This is a genomic window from Rheinheimera texasensis DSM 17496, assembly GCF_000711985.1.
GTDB classification, from domain to species: domain Bacteria; phylum Pseudomonadota; class Gammaproteobacteria; order Enterobacterales; family Alteromonadaceae; genus Pararheinheimera; species Pararheinheimera texasensis.
On record NZ_KL544006.1, the window covers coordinates 110717 to 135585 of the forward strand.

Annotated in this window: 16 protein-coding genes; 8 read left to right on the forward strand and 8 right to left on the reverse strand. The window is 52.8% G+C overall.

The features are described from left to right. Positions 1 to 61 precede the first annotated feature (61 nt). Both Q399_RS0117575 and Q399_RS22180 read right to left on the reverse strand, forming a co-directional pair. A complete protein-coding gene (locus tag Q399_RS0117575; protein WP_245612924.1) occupies positions 62 to 952 on the reverse strand; it encodes a 3-keto-disaccharide hydrolase in 891 nt (296 codons plus the stop codon). A gap of 88 nt (positions 953 to 1040) precedes the next feature. Continuing rightward, complete coding sequence (locus Q399_RS22180; protein ID WP_157836341.1) at positions 1041 to 1217, reverse strand: hypothetical protein; 177 nt, start codon at positions 1215 to 1217, stop codon at positions 1041 to 1043. A gap of 158 nt (positions 1218 to 1375) precedes the next feature. On the opposite strand from Q399_RS22180, the gene Q399_RS0117590 reads away from it, so the two are divergent. Next, a complete protein-coding gene (locus Q399_RS0117590; RefSeq protein WP_031570806.1) occupies positions 1376 to 2119 on the forward strand; it encodes a class I SAM-dependent DNA methyltransferase in 744 nt (247 codons plus the stop codon). Between the two features lie 129 nt (positions 2120 to 2248). Beyond that, complete coding sequence (locus Q399_RS0117595; RefSeq protein WP_051686150.1) at positions 2249 to 3898, forward strand: M28 family metallopeptidase; 1650 nt, start codon at positions 2249 to 2251, stop codon at positions 3896 to 3898. Positions 3899 to 3935: 37 nt separating this feature from the next. Here the strand turns inward: Q399_RS0117595 and Q399_RS0117600 are convergent, their stop codons facing one another. Further along, entirely contained in the window at positions 3936 to 4229 is a 294-nt protein-coding gene (locus Q399_RS0117600) for a helix-hairpin-helix domain-containing protein (protein ID WP_031570810.1), read from the reverse strand. A gap of 285 nt (positions 4230 to 4514) precedes the next feature. Between Q399_RS0117600 and Q399_RS0117605 the strand changes: the two genes are divergently transcribed. From Q399_RS0117605 to Q399_RS0117625, 5 genes are all read left to right on the forward strand, one after another. Then, complete coding sequence (locus Q399_RS0117605) at positions 4515 to 6122, forward strand: amidohydrolase family protein (RefSeq protein ID WP_245612925.1); 1608 nt, start codon at positions 4515 to 4517, stop codon at positions 6120 to 6122. 285 nt (positions 6123 to 6407) lie between these two features. After that, on the forward strand, positions 6408 to 7334 hold the full coding sequence (locus Q399_RS0117610) for a dioxygenase family protein (RefSeq protein ID WP_031570814.1): 927 nt from the start codon (positions 6408 to 6410) through the stop codon (positions 7332 to 7334). A gap of 147 nt (positions 7335 to 7481) precedes the next feature. After that, the gene (locus tag Q399_RS0117615) at positions 7482 to 8369 is read left to right on the forward strand and encodes an EamA family transporter (RefSeq protein ID WP_031570816.1); all 888 of its coding nucleotides are present in this window, start codon (positions 7482 to 7484) and stop codon (positions 8367 to 8369) included. A gap of 71 nt (positions 8370 to 8440) precedes the next feature. After that, entirely contained in the window at positions 8441 to 8881 is a 441-nt protein-coding gene (locus tag Q399_RS0117620; protein ID WP_031570818.1) for a DUF3617 domain-containing protein, read from the forward strand. A 101-nt stretch (positions 8882 to 8982) separates the two neighbouring features. After that, entirely contained in the window at positions 8983 to 11007 is a 2025-nt protein-coding gene (locus Q399_RS0117625) for a tetratricopeptide repeat protein (RefSeq protein ID WP_031570820.1), read from the forward strand. A gap of 50 nt (positions 11008 to 11057) precedes the next feature. Here Q399_RS0117625 and katG read toward each other — a convergent pair whose 3' ends face one another. Beyond that, positions 11058 to 13244, reverse strand: a complete 2187-nt coding sequence (gene katG, locus Q399_RS0117630; RefSeq protein WP_031570822.1) for a catalase/peroxidase HPI — start codon at positions 13242 to 13244, stop codon at positions 11058 to 11060. A gap of 582 nt (positions 13245 to 13826) precedes the next feature. Here katG and Q399_RS0117635 point away from each other — a divergent pair. Beyond that, positions 13827 to 16775 (forward strand): FG-GAP repeat domain-containing protein, encoded by a 2949-nt coding sequence (locus Q399_RS0117635; RefSeq protein ID WP_031570824.1) that lies wholly within the window; start codon positions 13827 to 13829, stop codon positions 16773 to 16775. 588 nt (positions 16776 to 17363) lie between these two features. Here Q399_RS0117635 and Q399_RS0117645 read toward each other — a convergent pair. From Q399_RS0117645 to Q399_RS0117660, 4 genes are read right to left on the reverse strand one after another with little or no spacing between them, the layout of a single operon-like run. Next, positions 17364 to 19592, reverse strand: a complete 2229-nt coding sequence (locus Q399_RS0117645; protein ID WP_031570829.1) for a CHASE2 domain-containing protein — start codon at positions 19590 to 19592, stop codon at positions 17364 to 17366. 30 nt (positions 19593 to 19622) lie between these two features. Further along, complete coding sequence (locus Q399_RS0117650) at positions 19623 to 22229, reverse strand: Ig-like domain-containing protein (RefSeq protein ID WP_031570831.1); 2607 nt, start codon at positions 22227 to 22229, stop codon at positions 19623 to 19625. A gap of 11 nt (positions 22230 to 22240) precedes the next feature. Next, positions 22241 to 23482, reverse strand: a complete 1242-nt coding sequence (locus Q399_RS0117655) for a FecR family protein (protein ID WP_031570833.1) — start codon at positions 23480 to 23482, stop codon at positions 22241 to 22243. Then, entirely contained in the window at positions 23472 to 24797 is a 1326-nt protein-coding gene (locus tag Q399_RS0117660) for a tetratricopeptide repeat protein (RefSeq protein WP_031570835.1), read from the reverse strand. The genes Q399_RS0117655 and Q399_RS0117660 overlap by 11 nt, the downstream gene beginning before the upstream one ends. Positions 24798 to 24869 lie beyond the last annotated feature (72 nt).

Consider the following 24869-nt stretch of genomic DNA (forward strand, 5'->3'; position numbering starts at 1 on the left):
AAACTCCAGTTCAAGACCCAGAGCCGATTTATACCTGATCTTTGTCAGGCACAATAGCTGCTCAGAAATAGCCGCGATATTGCGCCGGCAGCGCATCCAGTGGCTGCAGGCGGATATCCTTGTAAAACACTTCAGCTGCCTCACTTTGCAGCTGAATTTTGCCTTGCCACATCTCGACATCACGGCCGTCCCGATGATAACGGGAGTTCTTCAGCACCATCACCACCTGACCGTTCACAATGTGCAGACTTTGGCCTTCAAAACAAATCAGTTCCACCGTATTCCATTGGTTACCGGGTTTTTCGGCATTGCGCTGACGCAGCACAAAGCCCGGGCCGCCGGTGCCACGGCCGGTTTTCAGGAACGGCTGCGTCACATCTGCCACTGCGTTCATTTCGCCCTCTGGCTGAAAAGCGCGGATATCAATGGCTGAATCAGCCTGCTGCCAATAGTCGCCGGTATGGCCCTGCATGATCTGAAATTCCTGCGACAGCATCCAGGAGCGAAAGTACTCTTGCCCATGCGGCCCGTTGGCGTGATACAAAATGCCGCTGTCTTTGAGTTTTTGCAGCCGCGGTGGCCATTTTTTCTCACCAAAACGATATTGCAGCGTCAGGTGATAATTGCGAAAGGATTGCTTCGAGGTCAAAGCGCCATAGATCTCACCGCTGACGCGCAGCACCGTCTCCCCATCCTGTTGCAGCAGCGTGAACACGCCATGCGGGTCCAGCCCCGGAAAAACTCCGAGCGGCGTCAGCGGTTTCCCTGCCGCATCAGTTGGCTGGCTGCCATTATAATTTTCCTGATGGCGGTAGCTCAGATAAGTTTCCCATTGGCTCAGCGTCGGGTCCAGCAATGAAACCGCGGGACTGGCAGCCAGCGGCAACGTGGTAAAACCGGCCAGCAGGCCCGTCATCAACAGCGCAGCGCTTCGGTAAAGTTTGTTCATCATCTGAGATTCCTTTTATCAGTTACTCAGATAGTTACCAGCCTGCCTTTCATTTGTAAAGCGCTTACATTTATCAGATCTGCTGCAGAGATTATGAATTACAACAGTCGGTTTTGGGCGCAGTGCCACGCCATAAGGCCACCATGGCGATGGTGGCAATGACTGGCAATAGTAGCAACGCATAAAAATCCGGCGCTCCGGTTAACACCGCAGCACCAATTGCCAGCGCCCATAACAGCAATTGCGTCAGTATTAGTTTGATTCTCACAGCAGCCCCCTCACGTAGTTGTGGTCAAGAATGATGACAACCGCGACCGGCAGTTTTGCGACAAAACCGGCCATGGCAGCGGTGCATGAGACAGGTCGCAGCAGGCAGCGATTTATGCTATTGTGCGCGCCGTTCTTCCTGCGCCAACCGGACCAACCATGACTGCCACTGCCCTCTACACCGATTTGTCCGGTTATTATGATTTGATGTGCGCGGACATCAATTATCAGGCGCAAAGCGCGACAGTGCACCGCATCGACCAGTTTTTTGGTAACGGTGGTAAACGCCATCTGGATTTAGCCTGCGGCACAGGCCCACATATCCGTTATTTATTGGATTTAGGTTATCAGAGCGCCGGCCTCGACCTCAATCAGCCGATGCTGAACCTGGCGCAGCAACGCTGCCCGGAAGCCAGTTTTTCCTGTCAGAATATGTGCGAATTTGAGGTTAATGCGCCGGTAGACCTCATCACCTGTTTTTTATACTCACTGCATTACAGTCAAACCATCGCAGGCCTCAAAGCCTGTATTCGTCAGGCGCATCAGGCGCTGAATCCGGGCGGTGTGTTTTGTTTTAATGCGGTCGACAAAAGCCAAATCGACAACAACACCGCCGTGTCACATCAGGCCCGTCAGGCCAACAGCTTGTTTCAGTTCAGCTCCGGCTGGTTTTATTCAGGCCAGGGTGAGCAGCAACTCCTACGCCTGCGCATTGAAAAAACTGAACAGGACCGCACCGAGATTTGGCAGGACGCGCATCCGATGGTCGCTGTCACTTTTGCTGAATTGCACCAGCTACTGGCGCCCTATTTCGACGTCCAGATGCTGCAACACGACTACGACAAGCTCGTGGCTTGGGATGGCCATTCTGGTAATGCACTGTTTGTTTGTGTCAAAGCCTGACCATTTATCTTTCGGCTTAGCAGCTTAAACGAAAAAGACAGGCGTGAAACCCGACGGCGTGGCAACATAACGACTCCACTTCCCGACGTTCGCCAGCTGAAGGCCTGCACGTCACCTTGAGAGTTGCTTATGACAAAATTGCATCGCAGTTCCCTGTTTCTTCCGCTTTGCGCTGTACTGCTGAGTAGCAGCGCATTGGCCGCTGACAATCCACCGCTGCCACAAACCGAATTTAACCCGTCCTTTGGCCGCTACTTCGCCGAAGTTGCCTCCGACGAGCTTCAGGGCCGCGCCCCCGCGACCATCGGCGAAGAACGCACCGTGAGTTATATCGAACAGCAGTTTCAGCGGCTTGGCTTAACACCATTTGCCAAAGACAGCTACCGCCAGGCCGTGCCTGTGGTGCAAATCGACCCGGTGGCGGTGTCAGCGCTGAGTCTCAGCGGAGACAAACTGCCCAAAAGTCTGGCGTATAAAACCGACATGATGGCGTGGTCGACGCGGATGCAGCCGCAGGTTGACGTCAAAAACAGCGAACTGGTGTTTGTTGGTTACGGCATAGTCGCGCCGGAATATGGCTGGAACGACTATAAAAACGTCGATGTCAAAGGCAAAACTGTGGTGATGTTTGTCAATGACCCGGGTTTTGCCTCCGGCGATAGCAAACTTTTCACCGGCAAAGCCATGACTTACTACGGCCGCTGGACTTATAAATTCGAAGAGGCCGCACGTCAGGGTGCAGCTATGGCGCTGATTGTGCACGAAACCGACGCCGCCGCTTATGGCTGGAATGTGGTGTCCGGCACCAGCCCAATTCGCTTTGAATTGGCGGATAAAAATAAAAATCAACATAAAGCCGCCGTCGAAGGCTGGCTAACCCGCGATAGTGCCGAACAGCTGTTCGCGGCCTCAGGCCAGAGCATCCAGAGCCTGCGGCAAAAAGCGCTGGCGAAAAATTTTCAGGCGTTCCCGCTTGGTGGCACCGCCTCTATCAGCATCAAAAACCAGCTGCGCGAAATCGATTCCAGCAACGTCATTGGTTATATTCCGGGCACAAAAAAACCGGATGAAGCCGTGCTGTACATGGCGCACTGGGACCACTTTGGCCTTGATTTCAGCCGTAAAGAGGACAAAATCTTTAATGGTGCGCAGGACAATGCCGGTGGCATTGCCGGCTTAATCGCGCTGGCCGAACATTATAAACAGCAACCGCCACCAGAACGTTCTGTGGTGTTTATTGCGGTGACCGCTGAAGAGCGCGGTATGTTAGGTTCACGCTGGTATGCGGCTCACCCACTGTTTCCACTGAGTAAAACAGTCGCCGGCATCAATATGGACGTAATGAACGTGTATGGTCCGATGCGGGATGTGCAGGTGTTTGGTTATGGTTCATCCGAACTCGAACCCATGCTCGACAAATACGCCAAGGCGCAAAGCCGCTATATTGCGCCGGAGCCGACACCGGAAGATGGTTTTTATTACCGCTCAGACCATTTCCAGCTGGCGCGTCATGGCGTACCGATGTTGTATGCCCGCGGTGGTGTCGACAGCGTCCAGCATGGCAAAGACTGGGGGCTGGCACAGCGGCGTGATTACACGGCGAATTACTATCACAAGGTCAACGACGAATTCAATCCGGCCTGGGATTTACGCGGTTCACAGCAGGATTTATGGTTGTTCTATTCCGTAGGCAATGAACTGGCTAACTCCGTACTCTGGCCAAACTGGTACGAGGGTAAAGAGTTTAAAGCGGCGCGGGATTTGTCGCGCAAGCAATAACAATACAAGATGGCCCGGCCTATGCTGCCAGGCTCCATCAAACCGCAGCCGCCAGCAACTGCTGGCGCTCGGCGGTGTAAGCCCACCAAACCTGCGGCGCATCGCCGGCCAAAAAGCGTTCAACTGACAACAGCACATCTAACACGCAGGGATCATGTTGCTGACCGGTGATTTCACACAGTCGCTGATATAAATGTAATGCGGAAACCCCAGCCAGCTGCAGCGGGTGTTGATAACCCAGCAGCTGATAGTCTTTGGCGCCGGCCGGACCGATATTGGGCAGGTCGGTAAATTTCTTCAGATGGTTGCGGTTTACTTTATCCGGATGCATGCGGTACTCCCTGATTTAGCTGACGATGTGGTGAACCCACTATAAAAGCCAGCTTGTGCTGGCACAATCAGTGCTTTTCTCTTAACTGTTACCAATTCCCGTACTACTTTTTGTCATCGCTTGTTGTCGCAGCTGCGTGTGAGTTAATCGGATCCGCTTGCGACGCGCGTTCCCTGTTGCCACACTGCACTGAGCCGGTTAAAAACCACCCTGGCAAAACGATAAAAAACAAACAAAAACAATGAGGATTAGCAAAGCCTGATCCACAACATCCCGGGAACAACTATGCAATTTCAACCCAAGACCCGATTGATGCTGCCTGCCGCGCTGCTGGCATTGAGTGTCGCCGCCAGCATGCCGCACACAGCACTGGCTGCCGCGACTGAACGCACGCCATCAGCCCCCGCAGCCGATCAGGGCGAAGGCCCTTACAGCCGGCTGATTTTACGTGGTGGCACTTTTATCAGTGGTGAAGGTGCACCGCCGGTTGGTCCGGTAGATATCGTCATCGAAAATGACCGCATCAGTGAAATTACCGCTGTCGGCAATCCCGGAGTGCCAGTACTGCCGGAAGGCCGGCCTAAAGCCAAAGCCGGTGACAAAGAAATGGACGTCAGCGGCATGTATATCCTGCCGGGGTTTATCGATATGCATGGCCATATCGGCGGCTCTGCCAACGGCACGCCGGCCGAGTACGTGTTTAAACTCTGGCTGGCGCACGGCATCACCACAGTGCGCGAACCGGGCAGTTTTAATGGCCTCGACTGGACATTAAAACATGCCAAAGCCTCCAACGCGCACAAAATCGTCGCACCGCGCATCGTGCCTTATGTCGGTTTTGGTCAGGGTTTAAGCAAACCGGTGTTCAGCCCGCAACAAGCACGGGAATGGGTGCAAAACATTAAAAAAGCCGGAGCTGCCGGCATTAAGTTTTTTGGTGCACCGCCAGCCATTATGGCGGCAGCACTTGATGAAGCGAAAAAACAACAGCTCGGCACTATGATGCACCATGCCCAGCTGAATGTGATGCGGATGAATGCGCTGGACAGTGCCCGGCTTGGCCTCACTTCAATGGAACATTGGTACGGTTTACCTGAGGCCTTATTCACTAATCAAGTGGTACAGAACTACAAAGCCGATTACAACTACCAGAACGAACAGGATCGCTTCGGCGAAGCCGGCAAATTATGGCAACAGGCTGCAGCACCTGGCTCGGAAAAGTGGAACGCTGTAAGGGATGAACTAATTAGCCTCAATTTCACCATCAATCCGACGCTGACCATTTATGAAGCCACCCGCAATGCCGAAGCACAGCGCAATGCTCCCTGGCACGCCGATTACACCATGCCGGTCCTGACCGAATTTTTCAAACCCAACCGCTACGCGCATGGCTCTTTCTGGTTTAACTGGACCACAGAGCAGGAAATTGCCTGGCGCGAAAACTACCGGATTTGGATGCAATTTTTAAACGACTATAAAAATCACGGTGGCCGCGTCACTGCTGGATCTGACGCCGGTTATATCTACAAAATTTATGGTTTTGCTTACATTCAGGAACTGGAATTACTGCGTGAAGCCGGTTTTAACCCGCTGGAAGTGATCCAGGCCGCCACACTCAATGGCGCCATAGCATTAGGTCTTGATAAAGACATCGGCAGTCTGGTGCCGGGCAAAAAAGCCGACATGGTCATCGTTGCGGAAAACCCGCTGGCGAACTTTAAAGTGTTATACGGCAACGGCCATTATCAATTAAACGATCAGAATCAGCCGGAACGAACCAAAGGCGTGCGTTATACCATCAAAGATGGTGTGGTCTACGATGCGCAGCAATTGCTCAGCGATGTCCGAACCATGGTCAGTAACGCCAAATCTGCTACGGCGGTCCCCCGCTAGGCTGTGACGCCATGCGCGGCATCATGCTGCGCATGGTCGGCGATGGACTCAAGAAGCGTTCGCTAACAGTAAAGTTTTGCTAATTCCGCTGCAATCTGTATCGTTTCAGAAACAATTGCATACAAGAAAAAACTCCGTAACACACTGATTAATTAAAGAATTAAACCTATCTATGTGATTTCACCCACCCAGGCTGGGTAAAGTATTGTACAGATTGAAACCTCCATCCGTTTTTGCGCTCAGAATTAACAGATTGTCCATTGAAGCAGACGCAGGAACCGCATGATGACCAAACCAAACTCCCCCTTAACTCCATCACAAATCACAGAGTCACCAGCAGCACCAGCCCAAAGCCGCCGCAATTTTATTAAACACATGGGCTTTGCGCTGGCTGCAGCGCCGCTGGTGGGCATTGTCGCCTGTGGCGGTGGTAGCACTGAAACTTCGACCAGCTCCACAGATACCAGCACAGGTAGCACCGGCGGAAGCACCGGCGGAAGTACTGGTGGCAGTACTGGCAGTTCGGGGTCCTGGGCCACCGGCGGCACTGCCGCGCTGACCGCGAATTTCCCGGCCGATAGTTTGTTCGATTTGGGCACCAGCTGTAGCCTGGCTTTGACCAAAGCGCTGACCGAAGGGCCTTGTTACTTCACGGTGACCAATCGCGATGATATCTCCGAAAGTCAGGTCGGCTTGCCGATGCAGTTGTGTCTGCGGGTGGTCGACAGCAGCTGTAAACCATTGTCTGGCCTTGAAGTGGAAGTCTGGCACTGTGATGTCGCCGGTCTCTATTCCGGGGATACCAGTGGCAGCAGTGACAGTTCCGGGTTTAACTCGTCTTTCTGTACCAGTAACAACGCCAACGCACTGAAAGCAAAATGGTATCGTGGCACGCAAGTCACTGACAGCAACGGCCGGGTCAACTTTAAAACCTGTTTCCCGGGTTGGTATTCGGGACGCACTATTCATATCCATTTTCGCGTGCGCAATAACAACAATGACCAGGTCGTGTCGCAGTTTTGTTTTACCGATGCCCTGACGCAGGAAATTTGCACCACGCACGCAAATTACAGCAGTCGCGGTGTGCAGGACACCACGCTGGCCGCCGGCCGGGATACGGTATTTGGCAGCAACGCCACTGATTTTATCTTCAGCACGCAACAAAACAGCGACGGCTCGTTGTTAGCGTGGAAAACTATCCGGCTCAGTTAACACTGTCGTTTTGGACGCACGGCGACGCTGCGCTTGCCGTGCCTACTACTTCATCACGCCGCACATTTTCGCTACTTTCACTACATTTGCGCGCCGGCCGTTCAACCGCTATGCTGCGGCGGTTTTTCGGTTTGTCAGGAATTCGGCATGCGTTTACTCTGGCTGGTGACAGCTATCTGGGCCTTTAGTTTTTCCTTGATCGGTGAGTTTCTCGCTGCAACGGTCGACCCTTATTTAGCGGTCAGCAGCCGGATGTTGCTGGCGCTGTTGTTATTCAGCCCGTTTTTACTGAAATACCGCACGGCACCAAAACTGGCGCTGCAACTTGCCGGCATTGGTGCAGTGCAGCTTGGCCTGATGTATTTGCTGCTATATCACAGTTTTTTGTATTTAAGCGTGGCGGAGGTGTTGTTATTCACCATTCTGACGCCGGTGTATATCTCAATACTGGACTATTACTGGCGCTTCAAAAAGTTGCATTGGCGCTGGCTGGGTCCGGCGCTCTTGGCCGTCGCTGGCGCACTGGTGATGCGCTACCAGCAACTAAGCAGTGATTTCCGGCTTGGGCTGTTGCTCATACAAGGCGCGAATCTGTGTTTTGCCTTTGGTCAGGTCGCCTACCGCCGACTGGCTGTAGGCAATGTTGGTTCACAAAAACAACACTTCGGTTGGTTTTTTGTCGGGGCTACTATCGTCAGCCTGTTCGCCACAGCCCTATTCGCCAACTGGCAGCGCCAACCCGATACCCCGCTTGAATATGGCATTTTGCTGTGGCTGGGTCTCGTCGCTTCAGGCCTTGGTTATTGGCTGTGGAACGCCGGCGCGCGGCAGGTCAGTGCCAACCAGCTGGCCGTGATGAACAATGTGCTGATCCCGGCCGGCCTGCTGGTGAATTTTGTGTTCTGGCAACATGCAGTGAATTGGTGGACCTTTTCGACCGGTTCCGGCTTGATCATGCTGTCGCTGTGGCTCGCGGCCAGCACAAATCAAGACAATCATGCGAACAAAACTGCCGCCACTAACACTGCTGACTGATACGCAGTTGCATCTGCCGGAGGCTCTTCTATGCTCATCATCTGAATCTCATTTTGCCTAGGAAATCTCAGATGAAAAAAAGCCTGCTCAGCATTTTATGCTGCTGTTCCTTTGCCATTGCTGCGACCGAACTGACCGGTGTGCGTTGGACCTATTTGTCTGAACTCGACATGATGGGGATGAAACTGGCAATGAAGCCAGTGACTCAATGTGAGACCGCTCAGGTGAGTCCAACACCGCCGATGGATGGTGACTGTCGTTACGAGCAGATAACGACTTCAGGAAATACCACGAAGTTTGAATTTGTCTGTGTCGGCGAGGATGCCGCAAAGGGAACTGGCCAGTTTACGACCACAGAAAACAGTCGTACCGGCAGCTACAGTCTGGAAACAGCAGACGGAAGCGGTACTGTCACGATCCAAGCGACCAAAGGTCCGTCTTGTGACCCGGCCGAAGGCACCACCATCGACGGACAATCCGTTGAAGCCATGAAAAAGCGCGGTCAACAGTAATCAGCAACGTGCATGGAGGCGAAATGCAAACACGATCCAACCCGCTCTGGTTGCTTTTGGTGCTGGCATCTTTGTCGGTTTAGGCCCAGCAAACACCGCCATTGAGTGCTGAAGAGCTCAAAGAAATGCAGCAAGGGATGCAGGATGCACAGCAGATCCTGAACAATCTTGACCCTGCCGCCAAAGCCCAACTTGAGCAGATGATGCAAGCTGTGCCAAAAACACCGGCAGCCTCTGTACACAGCACACCAGCTGATAAAAGCTCGTCACTGGCTGCGATTAATACTAACCCGATGACAGGCAACGAGCTAAAAGCTTATTTGACCAAGCTTAGCGCCAGTATTCCAGCGGCACTCGCCGCTCCGAGCCGTCAACGACTACAAACACTACAGGCTCTACTAACGAACACCTCGCAACGACGAGCGGCCGCACAAACGCTTGCGACCATTGGAGCCTGGGAAGAAGCGACAGCACTTCAGGCGGAAGTTGCCCTCGCCAGTGGCGGGGCGCAGGATATCAGTAATCTGGCTGCTTTTCTGGTAATGCAACAAGCAGAGCCCGCTGCACTGCCTCTGCTACATACCTTAAATGCCCGCTACCCGAATAATTCAACTATCCTGAACAATCTGGGTCAGGCCTACTATCAGGCTGGCGATACCAAGCAGGCAAAAACATTTCTGCTGGCCGCCCTCCATCGTAGCCCTACCCATCCACAAGCCAATATGACACGTTCTATCCAACAATTGGCAGAGGGCGATGAAGCCGGTGCGCAGCAATCAGCCAGAGTTGCGCTCCGGCACGGCTACAGCAACAGTAAAACTGAACAGCTACGCAGGTCAGGCGGCAAGCCGGATGCGCAGGATGTGCGCTGGTCCAGACCACGGTCTCAGCATAGCTTCCGGCTCGATGCTGCCACCCCCACTTTGTACCCGGAAGATGTTGAAGCTCTGCCGGAACTCTTTGCAAAAACTAAACAGCTGCGTGACGAACGCGCAAAGCAGCGGCAACAACTGGCACAACGCGCAAGCGCAATTCCACCGCCTACTATGGCTGATTTGCAGCAAATCAGCCGGATGCCCTTTTCAGCGCAAGCTGAGTTGCTGAGCCAGGGTGAGACCGAACTGCTGAAGCGTCAGCTCGACGATGGGGAGCAACAACTGGCTGCTGTGCTGCGTCAAGTAGGCGCTTCTGCGCAGCAACTGAGTGAACAAATTGCTGCAATAGACCGGGCTGGTGAGAAAAAATATCAGAGTATCCCGGGCGGCTATCAGTTTAATTACAGCTGTAAGGAAGTGAAAGCGGCCATCAGTGGCTTTCTGAGTGCACATTTGCATGCGTATCGCGCCGCGGAGATAAAGCTCTCCGATCTGCAAATCCAGCAGGCCCGCCAACAAATCAACATAGCGCAGTACCGGATGACAGATCACGAACTGCAGAGAACGCAACTGATGCTGCAAGCTGGTTTAATTCGGGATCCAGATGGTGCGCGTGGGCTGAGCAATGCAGTCTCAGGTGTGGTAGAGCAACGACAGTTAGCCTGCTGGCCAAAAACCGAGGCAAAAAACACCGATGAGAAACCATTTAGCCTCAGCGACTACGAGGATACCCATTGCGAAGAGGCGGGTCGTTTCGGTCTGCCCGGTTTCGCGCTAATGACCATTCACTGCAATAAAGTCACCTATGAATTTGAACCTGCATTGATGCCGGTATCCGCCAGATGGACCAGCCGGGATACCGGCCGGGGCGGCGAAACAGCGTTGGTACAGGCAACTGCTGCTATTAGTATCGATGGTGTCACAGTTTCAGGCCACAGCGAGTTTGCCGAAGACGGCTGGAGCAGCGGTGGGATCAGTGTGAGTGGTGGTACCGGCGTCAGCGAAGGCCGTGGGCCGCTGGAAATCGGCGTAGGTGTTGAAGTCAGCGGTACTGTGGAATTTGACCGCAGTGGTGTGACTGATGTCCGCGTCGATGCTGAAGGAAGCATCAAGGCCAGCGGCACCGCAGTAAAAACAGACGCTGTCGAAGCTGGGAAAGCTTCACTGGAGACCTCAAGCAGCAGTAGTTGGAGCTGGAATGCAGGTTATAGCGGCGACAGCGGCAGTAGTCTCAGTGGCGCTGTGCTGTAAACAAAAAAACGCCGGCTGCTGCCGGCGTTTTCCGTTGATGAAAGAGCTGGCTATTTCAGGTCATACCGATCAGCATTCATCACTTTGACCCAGGCTTTGACGAAGTCATGCACAAATTTGTGCTGACCGTCATCCTGCGCATACACTTCGGCATAAGCACGCAGTACTGAGTTGGAGCCAAACACCAGATCAACCCGGGTAGCGGTCCATTGCACCTGACCATCTTTGCGGCGGATGATTTCGTATTTGTTTTTGCCAACCGGCTTCCAGCTAAAGGCCATATCGGTCAGCGCGACAAAGAAATCGTTGCTTAATACACCAACTCTGTTGGTGAACACACCGTGCGAGCTGCCGCCGAAGTTGGTGCCTAAGACCCGCATGCCACCGATTAACACCGTCATCTCGTTGGCAGTCAGCCCCATCAGCTGCGCCCGGTCCAGCATCATTTCTTCCGGCGCAACGCTGTAGTCTTTTTTCAGATAATTTCTGAACGCATCGTGCAATGGCTCAAGCACCGCAAAAGATTCGACATCGGTTTGCTCAGCTGATGCGTCACCGCGGCCCGGTGCAAAAGGCACAGTTACATCGACACCTGCTGCTTTGGCAGCCTGCTCAACCGCCGCACTGCCTGCCAGCACAATCAAATCGGCGATGCTGATTTTTTTGCTGAGGCTTTGCTGCATAGTTTCCAGCGCTGCCAGCACTTTGGCTAAGCGTGCCGGTTCATTGGCCTCCCAGTCTTTTTGCGGCGCTAACCGGATACGGGCACCGTTGGCGCCACCGCGATAATCTGAGCCGCGGAAAGTGCGGGCACTGTCCCAGGCGGTCGCAATCAAATCCTGCGCCGGAATACCGAGCGCCAGCGTCTTCGCTTTTAATTCAGCAATTTCGGCGTCGGTCAGACAATAATCCACCGTCGGGATCGGGTCTTGCCAAATCAAATCTTCTGCCGGCACGTCAGGCCCTAAGTACCGGCTTTTTGGCCCTAAATCGCGGTGGGTTAATTTAAACCAGGCGCGGGCGAACACATCGGCAAAATAAGCCGGATCGGTATAAAACTTCTCGGAAATTTTGCGATATGCCGGGTCCATTTTCAGCGCCATGTCAGCGTCTGTCATGATCGGATTTTTGCGGACAGACGGGTCTTCCACGTCCACCGGTTTGTCTTCCTCTTTGATATTCACCGGCTCCCATTGCCAGGCGCCGGCCGGGCTTTTGGTCAGTGCCCAGTCGTAGCTGAACAATAAGCGGAAATAGTCGTTGTCCCACTGTGTCGGGTTGGTGGTCCAGGCACCTTCGATGCCGCTGGTCACGGTATCGCGGCCAATACCACGGCCTTTGGTGTTGAGCCAGCCAAAGCCCTGCGCATGAATGTCTTCGCCTTCCGGTGCCGGCCCGAGGTGTTCGGCATTGCCGTTGCCATGCGCTTTACCAACGGTATGACCACCAGCGGTCAGCGCGACCGTTTCTTCGTCATCCATCGCCATGCGGGCAAAAGTCACCCGCATGTCCTGCGCCGTTTTCAGCGGGTCCGGGTTGCCATCCACGCCTTCCGGATTGACATAAATCAGGCCCATCATCACAGCCGCCAGCGGATTGTCTAAATCGCGTTCACCGCTGTAACGGCTACCCTCACCGCCGGATTTTTGCAGCCATTGTTTTTCCGAGCCCCAGTAAATGTCTTTTTCCGGATGCCAGATGTCTTCGCGGCCACCGGCAAAACCAAAGGTTTTCAGACCCATCGATTCATATGCCATATTACCGGCCAAGATCATTAAATCCGCCCAGGAAATTTTATTGCCGTATTTGCGTTTAATTGGCCACAGCAAACGCCGCGCTTTATCGAGGTTGCCGTTATCCGGCCAGCTGTTCAGTGGCGCAAACCGCTGACTGCCGGTGCCACCACCACCACGACCGTCGGCAATGCGGTAAGTGCCGGCGGAGTGCCAGGCCATGCGGATCATCAGGCCACCATAATGGCCCCAGTCGGCCGGCCACCAGTCTTGCGAGTCGGTCATTAAGGCTTTTAAATCGGTTTTAACAGCTGCCAAATCCAGCGTTTTGAAGGCTTCGGCGTAATTAAAGCCCGGGTCCATTGGATTGGTTTTGCTGTCATGCTGGTGCAGGATGTCGAGGTTCAGTGCGTTGGGCCACCAGTTCATAGTGGCATTGGATGCCGTGGTATTCGCGCCGTGCATCACCGGGCATTTGCCGCCTGTGGTTTTATTGCTATCCATCTGAATGTTCCTTCTTTTTGGGTTCAATTCGCGGGTTAAATGACGAAGCAGCAGGCTGCTCTTGTTCAGTTGGAATAAAGGTAGTCGCGAATTGCTATTTAGGAAACTGACTTAAATTAGTCGACTTCATCACTTTTATTGATTAATCGCGAATGGCCGACCGCTATTTGCGATTTCAGGGTTAAGCCTGCCCAGCTCCTCATCAGAACTGACGCCGCAGTTTATTGATGCCCGATAACTCGAGCGCAATTCAAATAACCGTTCATAGCAAAATGTGTCACCATGTGTATATCTTAGATAATTAAAATTTACATAAACACAAAAAGCAAACAAACTAATTTACCCTAATAGTTTTTATAGGTACCATTTCGATGGATCCGGCATTGGCCGGATTTTTTTATTGACTAAAAAAGGATGTCCCTCAGGATGAAATCATTCCCGCTCTCGTTGCTGGCACTGAGTCTAGTTTGCATAGAATCTCAGGCAGCACCACAAACTGAATTGCAAAATCAATTTAAAGATCCAATCCTCAGTCACGCTGAGAAGATCAACTATCCTGAGGACTATTTCACCGGAAAGGACATGTCAACAGGATTTGTGCCTTCAACTTCCCTCGTTACGGATCCTGAAAAACTATTCAGTCAGTCAGACCTCCAGGCTGCAGCTGAAAACAAACTGACCTCAGTGCTTGAACTTTTTGATTTGGGCAATGGTATTGGTATTAATGGGGCTTTTAGCGGTGACTACAACGACGATGGCATCACAGAACTGGTGTTGGCGGGCCCGACCAGTATCAGTGTGGTGGAGTTCCGGGATAAACAATTCACGCCAATCACACAACTAAATTTTCCTAATGGGATGCAAAGCCTGGTGCAATTCCATGACGCCGGTACGGACAACGACTATCTCTTTTTTATCACCGGCAACAACGTGTTTAAATTAAACCTTGTTACCCGGCAAATTGAAGCCATCGAAACTGTAGCAGGTGCAGACAGCCTGATACTGGCACAGTTTAACGGTCTGGACACGCCAGAACTGTTGGTGCATACCAATAGCGGCGCGGTAAAAGTATATGACCCTGTTGCGATGAAACAGCTGACGAGCTTGTCCGGAATAAACAGCAAATTTGTCGCCGCGGGTAGTTTCACCGCAAAAGGCAAATCTGAACTGGTATTACAGGATGGCAGTATTTACCGGCTTGAAGATAACACTGCGAAGTTAGAAAAAAAGCTCAGTACTGGTATGGGTTACCAGGCGCAAAAATTTGATGTCAATACAGACGGGCTCGATGACCTGATCCTGTCTTATGGCTGGAACCGTATTGCTGCATTAGATCTGAACAGCGATAGTGTGCTCTGGACTAAATCCACCAGTCACGATATTTCCACGCTAATCCTGGCAGATGCTGACCAGGACGGTAAGACAGACGTTGTGTATGGCGATGGTCAGTGGGGGGCGCTGCATGCGTTTAATATGCAAACCACTGAAACATTCTGGACCATCAGCAATCCAAATCATGGCGTGACCGGGATTGTCGTCGCCGACTTAGACAATGACAAATCGCTGGATATTGGTTGGGGCGGTGGCTATTCCTCCAGCGGTGGTGATTATTATTATATCCATGATGTGAAAACCAGGGCTGTTAAATGGACAAGCCCATCTCTTGATTTCCCGGCGCAGGCTGTCCAGCTGGCAGACGTTGATAATGACGGCGATTTAGACGCATTGTATGCAACGGCTTCAAGCAGTAGCGGCTACGACGGTGCCCAAATGCTGGCTTATGATTTGACAAGCAAAAAAATGCTGTGGCAAATCAGCGCTGCGCCAAACAACTGGAGCCGGACCATCCAGTTCCGGACCGGCGATTTTGACAAAGACGGAAAAACAGATATTGCTGTTGGCGCATCTGAAATTTATACCGCGACCATGTGGCTGTATAACGGCAAAGATGGCAGCCTTAAAGCCAAGCAAACCTTGGGTGATGGTGACAAAATCAGCGGTATGACCTTCGCAGATGTTAACAGCGATGGTCTTGAAGAAATCATCTATAGTACCGGTGCGCAGCACACTGGCTCTGTCGGCACTGTTCTGACCGTGCATAGCCCTGTTGATGGCAAAAAGCTGAAAACCTCACCAGTGGTCGATTTTAGCTGGAATGGCATGCATTCATTGACGGCCTTTAGTTTTACCGGACGACAAGATGAAGTGTTCGGACTGCAAGATGGCGCACTCTATCAATACAGTTTCACAACTAATGCTATTAAGAAAGTAGGGGCGCAAACGAACCTGTCAGGGTTGACCGCCGCCACAACTCAGGGAGAGCCGGCTTTGTTTGCAATCGCAGACAACAACCAGCTGGTGCGGATTAATGACTCCGGCACCATCACAAGCATAGGCAAGTTATGTAATTCTTCAGTCCAGGGTCTCAACACTGCAGGGCCGGCGCGTTTGGTTTACGGCTGCTCAGGTGAAATTGTCGAATATAATCTGGACACAAAGGAAGAAATTTTCCGGCATTATGTCGGTGGTGACATCAGTGCCGCGCCAGTGGTCGTCAGACATCAGCAGAAAGATTTTTATATAGTCCCGGGCAATAAAGTGTCAGTTTTACAGTCTGGCGCGCAGCAGGTCTTACCGACACCGGCTCCGGTCGCATTAACAACACATGTACAGAAAAAAGTCACCGGTACTTTAAAAGTGGACGGTGATGCTGATTATTTTGTGTTAAAAGGCACACCACAGTTCGGCAAGTTTAATGTCGAGGACCGCAAGGCCGGTACTTTTAGTTATGTTCCGTCAGGGAATGTCGGCAAAGAAAGTATCAGCTTTTATGCAGTCAAAGGGACTGCATTTTCTGAAGCTGCCAGTCTGACCGTTGATGTAACGAATCAGGCACCTGTAGCGAGTAATCTGAATATCAGTACACACTGGAATAAGGCTGTAAGCTTTAAGTTGCCGGCGAAAGATGATGATGGTGAGACCCTGAAGTTCTATATTTTGAGCCAGCCGGAGCAAGGTACAGTGTTGATGGACGGTACGTCTGAGAACGTATCGTACACACCATCTGCCGCGACTCTCAGCCCGGTGAGTTTTAGTTTCCATGCGAAAGATACGCTGGCGACATCTGAAACCAAAAATGTGGTGATCTCGTTGACTAACACGACGCCCAAAGCGACGCAGATAAGTTATGTCACATCCTATGAAACGCCGGTGAATGGTGCGTTAAAGGGCGCGGATGATGATAGTGATGAACTGACTTACAGTCTTGCCAGCCAACCTGCTGCGGGCACTGTGACTGTTGATGCTAAAACCGGCCTCTTTGTGTATACACCGTCCGGCGATACTGATCAGCAAATCAACTTCAGTTATCAGGTCAAAGATAAGTTTGCGACCTCAGAGAGCCAGACCGTCAGCATTCAGGTAAAAGGGAAACCAAAACCGGTTGAATCGAAATCAGGTGGCAATTTTGCATTTATTTTCAGTTCGATGTTGTTGGTTATGGCAATGGCTCGCAGGCGGTCACTGTCGTAACGACGTCTGCTAATCGTCATACTACTCAGGTCAAAATGCCCGCAGGATCAAGATACTGCGGGCTTTTTTTCAGGTAGCTATCTATTTCTGTTCGCCACTATTGGCAGAAAACGCTCATAAACCAGCGACTTACACAGGTTTATGTGTTGTAGCAGCGCTTACTGACTGACCAGCAGCAGACTCATTGCTGAACACTGCCGGAGCCCCATAAGAATCTTCCAGATCTCGTTGGCCCACAAACAGCATGGCCGGTACTGTCAGTTTGCGGCTTACCATCAAATGGTCAACCGTCTGCATTGACCAGAACTCGCTATAAAACGGGTTTTGCATTAGTTTCTACACACAGAGATATTGTACAAAACCCCGGAGTTTGGCGAAATCGACCGAGGAACCAAAGCCACACATGGGTAGAAGTTTTAGTTCATCATGCTGCAGACCATGCTGTTGCTGGCTACAGCTACTACTTTGACTAAACACAAAAAATCACAGTGGCAGATGTGCGCATCGGCAACGAGCCGGACTGAGACCACTGGTTAATTTTGCAGCCTGATTGGTGTGATCCGGTTTTTCCACGGCAAAATCCACTCATCAGGATTTTGTCTGATGTCGGAAACTGCCATCCCAATCAGGGGGCAGAGTTTGTTTGACCAGCGCTTCGATTCGAAGCATATATAACAAAATCAAATGTTTGAGCACTTTATCTGCCGTCTCTTGCTGCAGCGCCCGCATGCGTTGTAGCGCCTCTGGGAAATCTCGGCAATAGTAGCGATCCAGTGCCTGACTAAATTGGACGAACCTGGCCATATCATCTGGCGCTAATGTGGGTGACAATGGTAAGTAGATCCGGACCGCCTGCTGTTTACCCTTTACCTGCACCTTATCCACCAGCAGATACTGCAACTGGTCTGCCAGCGCTTTAGTTGATTCACTAACCAGTATCGGTACGCCGTAATAAGCTGTCAAAGCTTCCTGTCGGGCAGCTAAATTGACCGCATCACCAATCACGGTATAGCTGCGCCGGAAATCTGATCCCATATCACCAACGTTCATCTCGCCGCTGTTGATACCAATACCAGCTTGCACTAATGGCAGGCCCTCGCTGGCAAACTGTTGGTTCAAATCATCCAGCGCCAGCTGCATACCCAGCGCTGCCTGTACCGCCTTTTGACCATGATCTGCATCAGGCAGCGGTGCGCCCCAAAATGCCATCACCATATCGCCGACATATTTATCGATGGTGCCATCGTATTTCTGGATCTCAGCGGTGAGTGCCGTCAGTACCCGATTCAGCCAGCGTTTTAATTGCTGCGGAGTCATCGTTTCAGAGATGGCGGTAAAACCCCGGATATCGCAAAACAACACGGTGAGCAGCTTGCGTTCACCGTCCAGGCTGACCGAATCAGGGTCATGCAACAGGCGTTCGATATGCGCAGGCGGCAAATACTGATCAAATACTGCTTTCATCTGCGTGCGGCGACGGCTCTCCAGCCAGAAGCCGGCACTGAGATAATAGGCCGCCAGCACCAGCAACAGCAGACAAGGCAATAGCAGCGGTAAGTCGATGACCTTTGTCGTCCAGAACCAGAAATTAGCCGCCAATACACCTGCCAGCCCCGCTACACTGACCACAATACTGCCGACCGCTCCGAGCCTCGGCAACAAGCCAATGGCAAGGCCACCGAGCAGTAATAGTTGCAGGACCTGGGCGCCACGCCACCAGTCAGGCCGGTATGGAATATAGGCCGGTGCCATTAGTGCTTCAAACACCGTGGCATGTATCTCAACACCAGGCATATACCTATCCGTCGGTGTTGCCCGCACATCCGTCAGGCCTGCCGCCGAAGTGCCGACAAACACCACAGCTTCACTGAACTGTGCCGCGGCAAAATCGCCTGCGATCACCTGTGCGGCGGACGTATAAGGATAATGACGGGCCGCCCCGCGAAATGGCAGCAAGATCCGCCCCACGTCGTCAGTGCGGATCAGCTGATTCCCCAACAGCACCCCCTGCAGCGTGGCCCGCTGTCCCTGCAAAATCCAGTCAGTTTCAATCTGTTCAATCAGGCTGTAAACACGGAACGCTTCCAATGCCAGCGCCGGATATAGCTTACCGTCAAATTGCTGGACCAAAGCGGTGCGGCGCACCAACCCGTCGGCATCAGCCTCAGCATTGATAAAACCCTGACCTGCAGCGGCATCGGCCAACGCAGCAACAGGGCCTGTTATACCCCGGAACGACGACAAGCTAATGCCTTCAGCCTGATCATGCTGTTTTACTGACGATGACGGCACCCTATCATCCGGCAGCGGGCCGGGGTGATGATGGAGTAAATTTGCCAGCACCACTTCGCCTTGCTGCATGACTTCAGCAAATTGCCGATCCTGATCTTGCTGCTCCGCATAGTCTTGCCAGTTCTGCCGGACAGCCTCCGGGACTTTCTGCCAATCCGGCCATTGCACCAGACTGCTGAGCAGCACATTGGGCTGCGGTTCGGCAAATAACACATCGTAAACAACCAGCACTGCCCCCGCCTGCTGCAGTTGCTGGGTCAGACGGGTAAAATGGCGGCGATCCCATGGCATCCGGCCTATTGCCGCCAGGCTCGCTTCATCGATATCAACGATTTGAATGTTACTGACGCTGTTTGGCCAGGGCGGCAGAAACTGTAATCTGGCGTCATAAAAAACCGCTTCCAACCGTTCCAGATGCGGTTGCAATGCTGACGGTGGTGACAACTGTAGCCACGTCAGCAACAACAATATCGCCAGCGGTAACAAATGTAAGGACTGGCGCATCGACCGCAATTTCAGGCGCATCGATGCTCCAATGCCAATGCAGCACCAACTTTAACGCACATCGAGCTGCACTGTCCCTGTACTGACGCCGCCAAAGGCGCCGCTCAGCTGATAAGTGAAACTATCCGGACCGGTGTAACCAGCATTTGGCCGATAGATAAAACTACCGTCCGGCTTCAGATCTACAGTGCCATGCACCGGCGGCTGCAGCAGAGTGGCTGTCAGACTGGGCCAGAGCCCCTGATTGGCAAAACCCAACTCAGCCACTTCACCGGACGTGGAAGCCAGCCACAAGGTTTTGCCATCAGCACTGAGCGCCATGCCACTGATGTTGCCGACGCCGGCCGGCAATGCGAATTGCCTGAGCAGCGTACCACTTTGACTGAACTCAGCGACTGCGCCCTGAATACTGCTGGCGATCAGTAAGTTGCCATTGAGCGGATTTACATGTAAATCGCCAAAACTAACGGAAAAAGAATGTGCCGCGGTCACCAGATTAAAGCTGCTGATAACTTGTCCTGTTACCGGGTCGAGCTGAGCGACTTTATCACCAACCCCACTGGCCGGCACATTGTCCTGCAACAACCACAAAGTGCCGGTTTTAGCATTATAAGCGCCACCAACCACGTGGCTGCTGCCAAAGGCTGCATCTAACCGGCTCAACAAAACTCCGCTGTGCGGATCCAGTGCATAAATTTCAGTCGTATTAGTTTCGCCATTAAACATTAACAGGCTACCCTGCGGTACCCGCACATCTTTGAGCTGGAACGACTGCGCGGCGATATCAAGGTCAGCGTCATTGGCCGCTTCACCCTGGCGAGGGAGAAGTCCAAAGATCGCTCCGCTGCGGTCAATCCGGTGAATGTCGCTGCCAAATGACGGATATAGATATAACAGCTGCTGGTATTCATTGGCGGCAAGTGCAACCAGTGACCCTAAGCCGGGATTATACCGATGCCGCAGGTTCAGGCTGTCGCCCTGCAACAAAGCCCTGGCTTCTGTATCATTGGCCAGCACGCCGGGCGCAGCCACGCCAAGACTCTGGCTGCTGCTTGCCTGGTACTGGTCGTTATTCGCGGTCGGGGCCGCATTCTGTGGCGGGATCAGTGCGCTCCCCGGTATACTGAAACTGAGCCGGTCCAGCGGTGCCCACATTTCTGCGCCAGGGACCTGCCCGACTTGTCCCACTGTGCAACTTTGATTGCTTGCTAAACCACTGCAACTGGCGCTTGTACCGATAAATGCACCAAAGCCAATGGAGTCGGCAAAAGGCACGGCCGGAAAAGTGCCGTTGTACTGTCCGCCACTATCCGGAAATAAGCTTAAATCAAAGCGAGCCTGGCCGAGACGAATAAACTGCACACTGTTGCTGTTCGCTGTGACGGACCTTGCCACTACAGGTGAAGGACCGATGCCAGGATAAGTCAGTATCAGCGCATAATTGCCTTGTTGTCCCGGCACATGACCACTTTGCGCCGATTCAACATAACGGCCCTGCACTGAACAACGGGTATCCACCAGCCGGATGCAATCACCAATCCGGTACAGACCTGTCCCCAGCTGACTGCCGGCCGGCTCTTCACCCTGGCCAAGATAATTAAATTCTCCACTGATACTCAGTGAGTCACCGGCCAATCCGCTGATGGTTGGCAGGACCGTTAGCTGCACGCTGGCCTGCGCCAAACCGCCACGATTATCGCTGATTTGATAAACAAAACTGTCAGTGCCACTAAAACCAGCATTCGGCACATAGCTGAAACTGCCGTTAGCCGATAATTGCAAGGTACCGGACTGAACCTGAGTCAGTGGAGTGAGATTGACTGTCAGAGAGTCGCCGTCGGCGTCGATATCATTGGCCAGCAGGCCCTGAGCGGCGCTGACCGTCAGCGTCTGATTATTCTGCAATGAATAACTGTCATTCACTGCTACCGGCGGCTGATTTGCCAGCGGAGAATCAATATTTATTTCAGGTGCCAGCGCCGTCTCGCCGGCACCGGTCAATGCCGTCAACAGCAGATAATAAGGTTTTAACGGATCCAATCCGTTAAATTGAGCTGTGGTCTGTTTCTGTGCCAGTAATGCCCGACCGTCGGTCAGCTGCCGGTAATTACTGCGATTGACGCCAGAGACACTGGCCAGATACAGGTTATAACGCAGTGCTGTTGGACTGGCTTCCCACTTAACTGTCAGCTGCTTACCATCGGCACTGCGCTCCGTTTGCAGATCACCGGGTTGCGGTGGCTGCCAGCTCAGGCTGACAGTTGCGATACTGGTTGTATTCGCCAGACGGTCGGTCAGCCAGAGCTGCAGCTGCAACGCCCCTGGAACCTGTTGGAATGTCCCAGGATCTAAATTGCTGATCTGTTTTGAAAATTGCGTACCGCCACAAGCAATTTCGCCCTGACACAACACCAGTTCAGCATTTTGGTTCAGACTGAGGTGGACTTTGGCTATCCCATCGGCATCGCTCCCTTCGATGGCCAAAAAGAGATTACCGTTGGCGGTACTGCCAGCTAACGGCTGAATAAAGCGGCCACTGCTGTCAGCAGCCAGAACCAGACCCGGCAACGATGCCAGGAACAACAACAGCGCGGCAAACTGCGGGCAACATTTCTGGCTGAAACGCCGGATGACATGCCACAAGGATCTTGGTTGCATGCTGCAATTCCTCAGGGTTGTTCGGTTAATTCAAAACCACCATCGATACGCACGGCCGGATCATCCAGCTCGGTCAGCTGCAGGTTACCAAGCACCCGGCTGGCATCATCCAGTAACAGGCCGCTGATACTGCCCTGCGCCAGGTTATTACCATGACTGGCAAAATTGATTTGCAGATCCAATGTCGCGCCGCTGATCAGTCCGTTGAACACTGCAAACCACTCGCCGCCATTATCGGTGAATGACAACTGGCCTTCCGGCACCCAGGCCCCGTCAAAGTCAATCAACATCGACATCGAGAGGTCCGTGATCAGGCCACTGCTGCTTACCAGACTATGGTTGTTGATGAAGTCAAAACTGACGGTGCCGCTGCGTCCGACGCTATCCATGCCCTGTAAACTCCAGTTGGCACTGAGCTCACCAATGCCATAAAAACTCATGCCACCGGCATCCACATTGAGACCTCGTCGTGTTGCCGCCCAGTGGTCTTGGCCAACTATCCAATCCACGGCGCTGAAAAACCCGCCAGAGGTTCGCATAGACCCGGACAATGCCGCTGCTGTGCCGGCCGTAATGTCCGTCTGCAAATTGGTGTTGTCTAACAGAGGCTGTGCCGGAGTACCGCTAAAAACAAATGGTGGACGCAATACCAGCTCCACCTGACCATTGGCCCGGACAATTGCAAACCGATAAGCCTCAGTCGGCCCCAGCGAAAATCCATTACTGACGCCAGGCACTGTCACTGCGACATCAATCACACCATCCCAGCCAGCCAGATACAAATCACCGTCTTTCAGCACCGCTTCATAGTGGGTGCCGCGGACCCCGATAGTGGCCACCGGCGTTTTAAGCCGGTAGTTTTTTTGCTCAGTCGGTAAAACACCGGTGATAGTGCGCAAACCACCTTTGACCAGTTCCAGACTGACCTGACTGTTACCCTGAGCCGGATCTGACCGGTAGTCGCGGATCGCCAGCTCAGTGTCGGCCTGCAACGACAGCAAACCGCCATCGCTCATCCGCAACTGGCTGGCGCTCACCGGTCCCGTTGTGACCAGATCCACGGCATACACCGGCGATTGCCTTTGCAGCGCGCGCCGCTGCTGTTCAGCCAGCGCCTCAACGGTGCCGCGGGCCATAATGGTTTTGCCGGCGGCAACCGGCTGGGCCAACAGCGGCATGGCGATACAGGCAGCCAGCAGCAAAGCACCGGCCAGCGTCACTGTTAACCGCCGGACTAACTGTTCAGAATGCATAACGGACTCCTACCCAGGCACGGTTGCGCCGGTATTGATATAACGCCAGATTGCTGGTGTTACGCAGATGACTGAGACTGGTCAGCAGACGCCATTGCGCACTGATGGTGTAGGTGAACTCCAGTTCAGCACGCAAATAGCGGTCCTGACGTTCGGCAGCGAACAAAGGATGGATGTCCTGATAGTCCCCCATCGAATAGTCCAGCTGCAGACTACTGTGCCATTGTGCAGTCAGCGGCTGCAGCCAGCGATATCCGACGCCACGAATATCACGGCTGTTAAATTCACTGCGCTGCAAATCGCTGCTTTCCTGACCATACCGCAGCATCAGACGATGCTCGGCAGCGCCGGCCTGCACCGCCATCCAGCTTTCGAGCAGCCATTGTTGTTTATCTAAAGTCGGCAGATTGGCATAAGCAAAATCAGCCCAGGTCAGGTCCAGCCCCATGCTGATACTTTCGCCAAAATCCCGGCTGACGGCAGTTTTAATCCCCTGATAATCAAGGTAACTGTTGCTGTCCAACTCCACAGGCCGGTAAAAAATCTCTGCCGACCATTGCATGCTGCGCCAGCGTGACTGATAGCCCGCCAACACACTGAGATAAGAGCGGCTGTACACAGCATCATGCCGGTAATTGCTGTTTAACCAGCCAGCCGATGCGTAAAATGCAGAGTGTTGATTGCGCGGTAAGACATAGTTCAGCTGAGCCTGCACTTCCTGAAAACTGCTGCGTTGCTCGAGATTCTGCGCAAATAACCGCACCTGACCGAGCAAAGGGACAAAGACAAATTCATCATCAATGCCGCTATTTGGATTACTGTCCGACCCACTGCTCAGTTGCAGCCAATTTTGCCAGTAGCCCTGTGACGGGTCCCGCACCTTACTTATTCGCGACAGATAGCTTTGAACGAGTTCCGTTTCCCGCTCCGGTAGTCTGGCTTGTTGTAGCGCGAGAAACTCCTGTTCTGCGGCGGGTAAATTGCCCAACTCAAAATATGTTACACCCAGTAGTATTCGCAAATCTGCGGCCTGCGGTACAGATTGCACCGCTCGTTCTAAGGCAAAGACCGCCTGATGCAGCTGACCTGCCTGCCTAGCCGCTAACGCATACAGATAATCAAAGCGTGGTTCACCTTCATGTGTTGCCTGCAACGCAGCGGCAAGCTGCCAGGCGACTTTGTCTTGTTTTTGCAACAGCCTTTCAAGGCTATCGACAGATAGATCAGAGCCTGGCGGGTGCGCGACAGCGAAGGGAGATAACAACAGCAACATCAGACCGCCACAGAGCTGGGATTTCAGACCAGTATTGGGCATATAGATGACCGGGTAAGTGGTGAGGTTGTTTTAGTCTAGTCACGAAGTGCAGGATGAGGAATGTTCAGTCAA